Source organism: Amycolatopsis sp. NPDC057786 (assembly GCF_042797905.1).
GTDB lineage: Bacteria > Actinomycetota > Actinomycetes > Mycobacteriales > Pseudonocardiaceae > Amycolatopsis.
This window is the reverse complement of the sequence record NZ_JBHVKW010000106.1, coordinates 22,257-30,119: the sequence shown is the minus strand read 5'-3', so window position 1 is coordinate 30,119 and position 7,863 is coordinate 22,257. Positions and strand designations below refer to the sequence as shown.

Below are 7,863 nucleotides of genomic sequence, written 5' to 3'. Positions count from 1 at the left end.
GCAGTCAGACGTTTGTGTGTGGGGTCCGGGTCGGTGGGTATGTGGTGATGGGCCCCTTTGAGACATTGAAGGTCTCAAAGGGGCCCTTCACGACATAAGAGCTCGACGCCGGACCGCCGGAAGCACTGAACGAGCCGCCCACTCACGAGGGACGGTGGGCCAGGACGTGCAGCCTGCTGGCGATGTCCCGCAGCGGCGGGACCGACGCCGCCGCCAGCTCGAACTCCGCCAGGTCCTCTTCCCGCACCCCACCGGGCACGAAGTCCGCCACGACGCCGTCGCCCTGCAGCGAGGTCACCTCGAGCCCCACCGCGACCAGCTGCGCGCGAAGGTCCTCCGCGTCGAAGCGCCGCAGCACGGTCTCGCGGCCGCCGCCGAGGACACCGCCGCCGGACGCGAGGAGTTCCCGTGCCTCACCGAGCCGTCCGGCCAGCGCGCGCTGCAGGATCGCCGCGTGCCGGTTCGCCACCAGCACCGAGACCGCCCCGCCGGGTTTGACCGCGGCGGCCAGCGCGGCGAGTACGAGCGCCGGGTCGTCGACGACCTCGAGCAGCCCGTGCGCGAGCACGAGGTCGGCAGAGCCCGCCGCGACGTGGGCGCCGAGCGCGTCGGAGTCGTCGGCGATCACCGTGATGCTGCCGGAGACGCCCTCTTCCTCGGCGCGGCGGCGCAGGGTCGCCAGCGCGTTCGGGTTCGGCTCGACCACGGTCACCAGGCAACCCGCCGAGGCCAGCGGCACCGCCCAGCCGCCGCTGCCGCCGCCGACGTCGACGACGTTCGGCTGTTGTGCGCCTCGCGCCCGTGCGGCCCGGAGTTCTGCTTCGAGAACCCGGCGAACCGCCCCCGATCCCCGCGTGGCCACGGTGTCCGTCTTCATAAACGCACAGGGTAATGCCCGCCTTCCGGGCGCCGCCGGGTGTAGTCCGATGCGGTGTTCGACACCTTGCCACGGAGCCACCCCGCCGACTGCCCGTAGGCTGTATCGAGTGCACACGGTCGCTGTTCTCAGCCTGAAGGGTGGCGTCGGTAAAACGACGGTCGCCCTCGGTGTCGCGTCCGCCGCGCTGCGTAGGGGTGCCCGGACTCTCGTGGCCGACCTCGACCCGCAAGGCAACGCCACCACCTCGCTGGACCCGCCCTTCACCGATCGCACGCTGGCCGACGTCCTGGAGACGCCGGTGCGCTCGGTGCTCGAACGCGCCATCGCGCCCAGCGTGTGGAGCGACCGGATCGACGTCCTCGTCGGCGCCGAAGAGCTGGAGATGCTCAACGAACCGGACGCCGACAGCCGCCGCTTGGAGAACCTCTCCCGTGCGCTCGACGAGCTGCACACGAATCCGCTGCGCGAGGAGCCCTACGAACTGGTGATCCTCGACTGTCCGCCATCGCTCGGCAGGCTGACCCGCTCCGCGCTGGTCGCCGCGGACAGCGCCCTGATCGTCACCGAGCCCACGATGTACGCCGTCTCCGGCGCGCGCCGCGCGCTCGACGCGATCGAGAAGATCCGCGAAGAGCAGAACCCGGGACTGCGGCCGATCGGCGTCGTGGTCAACAAGCTCCGCGTGCGCTCCTACGAGCACCAGTTCCGTGTGGCCGAGCTGCGGGAGAACTTCGGGCCGCTGGTGATGCCGACGGCCATCCCGGACCGGCTCGCGGTGCAGCAGGCCCAAGGCGCGTGCAGCCCGATCCACGAGTGGCACTCCCCCGGCGCGCAGGAAATCGCGCTCACCTTCAACATGGTGCTCGCGAAGGTCCTGCGCTCGAGCCGGGCCGGACGGCATCGGGTGCGCGGCGACGAAGAGCCCGAGACCACCGAAGCACCCGCCAAGCTGAGCGACACCGGCACGGGCTGACGTCCGATGCCCGAAGGCGACACCGTCTTCCTCGCCGGCAAGGTCCTCGACAAGGCATTGGCCGGGAAGACCCTGCTGCGAGGCGAGTTCCGGGTCCCCCAGCTGGCCACGACGGATCTCGCCGGACGTGACGTGCTGGGCGTCGGCACGGTCGGCAAACATCTGCTGACGCGGTTCTCCGGCGACCTCACCCTCCACAGCCATCTGCGCATGGATGGCAAGTGGGACGTCTACCGGGCGGGCGCGCGTTGGCGCAATCCGGCCCATCAGGCGCGGGTCATCCTCGCCACCGAGGATCTGCAGGCGATCGGTTTCCGCGTGCACGACCTCGAACTCGTGCCCACGGACGAAGAAGACCGACTTGTCGGGCACCTCGGGCCGGATCTGCTCGATCCACAGTGGACGGAAGAACTCGCGGAGCTGGCGGCGGCCGCGCTGGCCGCGGACCCGGCTCGCGAACTCGGCGACGCCCTGCTGGACCAGCGGATCATGGCGGGGATCGGCAACCTGTACAAGGTGGAGATCTGCTTCCTGCTCAAGGTCTCCCCGTGGACACCGGTGTCCGATGTGGACACCGCGAAGGCGGTCGCGCTCGGCCGGAAGCTGCTGGTGGCCAACGCCTGGCGCCACGAGCAGATCACCACCGGGGACCCGCGCCGAGGCAGGCGCCAGTGGGTCTACGAGCGGACGAGGCAGGGCTGCTTCCGCTGCGGCGGCAAGGTGGAGGTGCTCCAGCAGGGCACCGGACACCAGCAGCGCCCGACCTGGTTCTGCCCGAATTGCCAGCCCGGACCCCGCCCGGACCGGTAGGCTGGCCTCGTGACGCTGTTCAAGCTCCCGCTCTACGGGGCCGACACCGAACGCGGCGACCTCGCTCCCTGAGCCGTCCGCTCCCTCCGCACGTCACCTTCACTTCTTCATCCCAGGGAGCTTTGTCATGCCCGGAATCCTCACGGGCACGGCGCTGCGCGCGTTCGTGCACGCCCTGCCCAAGGTCGAACTCCACGTCCACCTCGTCGGTTCGGCGAGCCTGCCCACGGTGCTGGAACTGGCCCGCCGCCGCCCGTCCGCGGGGGTGCCGACGGAGCCGTCGGCGCTCGCCGAGTTCTTCACCTTCCGCGATTTCCCGCATTTCCTCCGCAACTACCTGGCGGTGACGTCGCTGGTACGCGACGCCCGCGACATCCACACCCTGGTCACCGGGCTGGCGGCGGATCTGGCGGCGCAGAACGCGCGCTACGCGGAAGTGACCGTGACGCCGTACAACCACGTCCTCGACGGGATGTCGGCGGACGACCTCCTCACCGGTCTCGCCACCGGGCGGGCGGCGGCGCGGGCGGACCACGGCGTGGAACTGGCGTGGTGCTTCGACATTCCCGGCGAGAAAGGGGTCGTCGCCGGCCGGGAGACGGTGGTGTTCGCGCTCCGCGAACGTCCCGAAGGCCTGGTCTCCTTCGGGCTCGGCGGCCCCGAGGTCGGCGTCGGCCGCGCGCAGTTCGCCCCCTTCTTCACCGCGGCCAGGGAGGCGGGGCTGCACAGCGTCCCGCACGCGGGCGAGACCACCGGGCCCGCCACCGTCTGGTCGGCGGTGCACGATCTCGGCGCCGAGCGGATCGGGCACGGCGTCGGCGCGCATACCGATCCGGCGTTACTGGAATACCTTGCCGTCCAACAGATCCCGTTGGAGGTCTGCCCCACGTCGAACGTGCGGACCGGGCAGTTCGCGTCGATCGCGGCGCATCCCGTGCGACGGCTGCTCGATCACGGCGTGCCGGTCACGCTCAACACCGACGACCCGCCGATGTTCGGCGCCACCCTCGACGGCGAGTACTTGGCGGTGGCCGAAACCCTGGGGCTGACGGCGACCGAAATCGCCCTGCTCGCGAAGAATGCCGTGGAAGCCGCTTTTCTGCCCTCGGCGGACAAGACGGCCCTGACCGCGGAGATCGAAGAAATCTTGTTGCAGGACCCCGAACTCCTCGCCTAGTTTGGCGGTACACGAGAGAGGAGGTGGTCCAAAGTTGTATTCCAACAGGACTCGTGAGGTGACTGTCCGCTAGCGGACCGCACGCGTAGGACTTTCAGCAGCGATACAACGCAAGTTGGAGCCACCTTCGGCTCGTCGTCTCTGCTTCGCGTGATGCCTGATAGCGAATACCAGGCAGTCACCGGGCCCCCGAGGTTCCCGAGCACCGGTCCGGCTCGGGCCCGGCCGCCGATTCCGGCGTCCGGGAGCCGCCTCGGGGGTACCCCTATTTCCGGGTGTGCCGCCCCGCTTCGAAGGACCGCCCGCCGCGCTTTCGCCCCCAGGAACCCCGCCGACTGGATAGCCTGTCGCCATGCTGAGGCCCGATTTCCCGATCATCACCCAGCGCCTGACCCTCCGCGCCTTCACTCCGGCGGATCTCGACGAACTCAACTCCTTCCAGTCCCGCGCCGACGTCGCCCGCTACCTCTACTGGGGCCCGCGGAGCCGGGCCGAATCCGCCGCCGCGCTCGCCAAACGCGTGCACAGCACCAGCCTGTCGAAGGAAGGCCAGTTCCTCGCGGTCGCCGCGGAACTGACCGAGACCGGGCAGCTGATCGGCGACCTGAACCTCGAATACCTCAGCAGTGAGCACCGCCAGGGCGAGATCGGCTTCGTCTTCCATCCCGATCACCACGGGAAGGGGCTCGCCGCGGAGGCCGCCGTCGAGGTGCTCCGGCTCGGGTTCGAGGATCTCGGCCTGCACCGGATCATCGGCCGCTGTGACGGCCGCAACACCTCGTCCGCCGCGCTCATGGAACGCCTCGGGATGAAGAAGGAAGCGCATCTGCGGCAGAACGAGATCGTGAAGGGCGAGTGGTGTGACGAACTCGTCTTCGCGATGCTCGAAGACGAGTGGAAGGCGAGCCGCACGTGATCGAAGCCGGATCACGCGGCCTCCGGCGTGTTCCGCCTCCAATCACGTGAGTTCCGCCTCCAAGCACGCGTGATCCGCCTTCAGGCACCGGCGGACGTCCGTCTCGGCACGGGAAGGCGTCGCCACTGACGTAAGGCGAGCGGGATCACGCGACACGTCGGCCACCAGGCATGATGGGGCCGTGCTCTTCGACAAGATCGTCCGTCCCGCCCTCTACCGGGTCTCCGGCAGTGACCCCGAAACCGTGCACGAACGCACCATCGGCACGCTCGCCAGGCTGAGCCGGGTCTCCCCCGCGCTCGCCGCGCTCGGCCGCGTCTACCGGACGGACGATCCGGTCACCTTCCTCGGGCTCCGCTTCCCGAACCGGGTCGGCCTCGCCGCCGGGATGGACAAGAACGGCCGCGCCCTGCACGCCTGGCCCGCGCTCGGCTTCGGGTTCGTCGAGGTCGGCACGGTCACCCGGCATCCGCAGCCGGGTAACGACAAACCGCGGCTGTTCACCCTCGCCGAGACCGACGCGGTGATCAACCGGATGGGTTTCAACAACGAAGGCGCGGAGGCGCTCGCAGCCCGCCTCGCCGCGACCGGGAAACCGCCCGTGCCGCTCGGAGTCAGCATCGGCAAGTCCAAGGTGACCCCGCTCGACGAGGCCGTCGAGGACTACCGGTTCTCGCTGCGGGCGCTGTACCCGTATGCCGACTACTTCGCGATCAACGTCAGCTCCCCGAACACGCCGGGCCTGCGGGCATTGCAGGACAAGTCCGCGCTGGCCGAGCTGCTCGCCGAGCTGCGGAAGACCTCGGCCGAACTCGCCGGCGACGCGAAGCCGACTCCCGTCCTGGTCAAGGTCGCTCCCGACCTCACCGACGAAGCGCTCGCGGAACTGCTGGAGGTCTGCCTCGAACACGGTGTCGCCGGGCTGATCGCGACCAACACGACGCTGTCACGCGAAGGGATCGCCCCGCCGGAGGCCGCCGTCGGCGAGCAGGCGGGCGGGTTGTCCGGCCGCCCGCTCACCGCGCGTTCGGTCGAGGTGGTGCGGTTCGTGCACGACGAGACCGGCGGCAAGCTGCCGATCATCGGCGTCGGCGGGATCTTCGACGCCGGCGCCGCCGCCCGGATGCTCGACGCCGGCGCCGGGCTGGTCCAGCTCTACACCGGTTTCGCCCTGCACGGCCCCGGTCTGGTCAAGCGGGTCGCCCGAGGTCTCGCGGCCCGGCCGTACTGACGAACCTCAGGTAGGCGCGCCAGCACTGGTACCTCGTCAGTTCCGTCGCCGTCGCCGCGGCGGCCTGGTCGCACAGGACCGCCAGCGGTGTTTCCCCGTTCTCCAACCGGATCCGGCCGAGGACGAACGGGACGGGCAGCGTGGCCGCGAAGGCACCGAGCGCGGCAGGCGAGAGCCTCCAGCGTTCACCCGAAAGCATCGTGTGCTCGCCTGTGGCCTTGACCGGCACCACCCCCGGCTGGGGCGGATCGGTGGGCAGCAACAGCATCCGGTAGCCCTCGCCGGTCTGGACCAGGCCGGTGAACCGGGCGCCCGCGGCGACCAGGCTTCCGTTCAACGGCTGCCCGCGCAGATGCGCGCCGAACACCACGAGATCCGCACCCGGTGCGGGATAAGGGAAGTCGGCCTGTTCGTCGGTGAGCACGGCGGCGAGGTCGATGGCGACCTGGTCGTCGAACGGCCGCACCACCACGGATACCCCGTACGGCCCCAGATCCGATGGCGACGACGGCACCGTGACCGCGGCGAGGTCGAGCAGGTTGACGAACGCCGTGAACCGCTCCAGGCGTTTCGCGACACCGTCCGGATCGGACAGTGCCTCGGCGACCGAGGGATGATCCGCGACCGTCGGGAGGACGAGGGCGTCGTACTCCGACAGCATCCGGAGCGCGAGCATCCCGGCCTCGGCGACACGCTGCCTGTCGGCGGTGAAGCCGTCGTCGTGGATCAACCCGCCCACCGTCAGCAGTGCCGAGACCTCCACCGTCTCCACCCGGGCGCCGGACGCCCGCAGCGCCGAAACCGCGCCGAGGAAGGCGGACCGGGATTGCAGCGAAAGGCCGGTGAGCGTGTCGGAACCCGGGATCGCCACCTTCGGCCGGTCACCCGCGGACAGCCGGACGTCCGGGGGCCAGTCGCGGGCGAGCGGATCGATCCCGTCGGGACCGGTCATCAGACCCAGTGCGCGCTGCCCCAAGGTGAGGCTGCGGGCGAACAGGGCGATCCCGCCGCACGGCGCGGCGCCGGTCTTCGGCACGAGGCCCAGCGTCGGCTTCAAGCCGACGATCCCGTTGAGGGAAGCGGGAACCCGGCCCGCCCCGGCCGTGTCCGTGCCGACCGCCAGGTCCACGAGGCCGAGGGCGACGGCGACGGCCGCGCCGCTGCTCGCGCTTCCGGAGACCCGCTCGGTGTTCAGCGCGGCGCTCACGGCGCCGTAGGGGCTGTGGGTGTGCTCGAGGTCGCTGCCGAACCGGTCGCAGTTGGTCTTGCCGATCACGACCGCCCCGGCCGCGGTCAGCCGGGACACGGAGGTGGCGCCGACACAGCAGACGTCCTCCCCCGCCGTGGGAAGGCCCGCGACGTCGATGACGTCGGCGACCGCCGCCAGCGTCCCCGCGAGCGGCAGCTCCGCGCCCGCGCGAAGCCGTTCGTCCACCGCCTTCGCGTCCACGAGGGCGTCTTCCACAGGACGCAGGGTGATCCAGATGTCGGGCCGGTCGACCTCGGCGATCCGGTCGTAGGCGGCTATGACGCGCTGATAGGAGCTGGGAAGAGGAGCGGGGGTCGGTTCTGGTGGTTCCGGGGGAAGCGTCGTCACTGGGCGTCCTTTCCTCGGTGGGGACGAGAAAGACCACTGCGCGAGATCCCACTGTGTCCGGTCCGCCACCCTGGAACGCCCGCTCACGCGGGCTGGGTTCAGGCCCGAGCTGGGAAGAGCACTGCGTGCATGTAAGAAACGTTAGGCAGCGCGAGGCGCCGTCACCAGCGGATTCGGGTTACGCGAGCGTTTCGGTACCACACAGTGAGCATGTCGTTACGCAATGGAGTATTAGCGACGACGAATGAGACGATGGTCCAGGAAAGCGCCTGCTCAGGC

7 protein-coding genes are annotated in these 7,863 nt (G+C 70.2%); 5 read left to right on the top strand and 2 right to left on the bottom strand.

The features are described from left to right. Positions 1 to 142: 142 nt before the first annotated feature. Complete coding sequence (locus ACFVM3_RS35275) at positions 143 to 877, bottom strand: methyltransferase domain-containing protein (protein WP_378444232.1); 735 nt, start codon at positions 875 to 877, stop codon at positions 143 to 145. A gap of 109 nt (positions 878 to 986) precedes the next feature. Between ACFVM3_RS35275 and ACFVM3_RS35270 the strand changes: the two genes are divergently transcribed. From ACFVM3_RS35270 to ACFVM3_RS35250, 5 genes are all read left to right on the top strand, one after another. Further along, positions 987 to 1,853: a ParA family protein gene (locus tag ACFVM3_RS35270; protein WP_378444231.1), complete on the top strand. Its 867-nt coding sequence runs from the start codon at positions 987 to 989 to the stop codon at positions 1,851 to 1,853. Between the two features lie 6 nt (positions 1,854 to 1,859). Further along, a complete protein-coding gene (locus ACFVM3_RS35265) occupies positions 1,860 to 2,663 on the top strand; it encodes a DNA-formamidopyrimidine glycosylase family protein (RefSeq protein WP_378444230.1) in 804 nt (267 codons plus the stop codon). Between the two features lie 127 nt (positions 2,664 to 2,790). Further along, a complete protein-coding gene (add, locus tag ACFVM3_RS35260; protein WP_378444229.1) occupies positions 2,791 to 3,840 on the top strand; it encodes an adenosine deaminase in 1,050 nt (349 codons plus the stop codon). 352 nt (positions 3,841 to 4,192) lie between these two features. Next, positions 4,193 to 4,756 carry a GNAT family N-acetyltransferase gene (locus tag ACFVM3_RS35255; protein WP_378444228.1) on the top strand — a complete coding sequence of 188 codons (564 nt, stop codon included), beginning with the start codon at positions 4,193 to 4,195 and terminating at the stop codon, positions 4,754 to 4,756. 181 nt (positions 4,757 to 4,937) lie between these two features. Next, positions 4,938 to 5,987, top strand: coding sequence for a quinone-dependent dihydroorotate dehydrogenase (locus tag ACFVM3_RS35250; RefSeq protein ID WP_378444227.1), 1,050 nt, complete (start codon positions 4,938 to 4,940; stop codon positions 5,985 to 5,987). On the opposite strand, the gene ACFVM3_RS35245 is transcribed toward ACFVM3_RS35250, so the two are convergent. Then, positions 5,947 to 7,584 (bottom strand): amidase family protein, encoded by a 1,638-nt coding sequence (locus ACFVM3_RS35245; RefSeq protein ID WP_378444226.1) that lies wholly within the window; start codon positions 7,582 to 7,584, stop codon positions 5,947 to 5,949. The genes ACFVM3_RS35250 and ACFVM3_RS35245 overlap by 41 nt on opposite strands. Positions 7,585 to 7,863 lie beyond the last annotated feature (279 nt).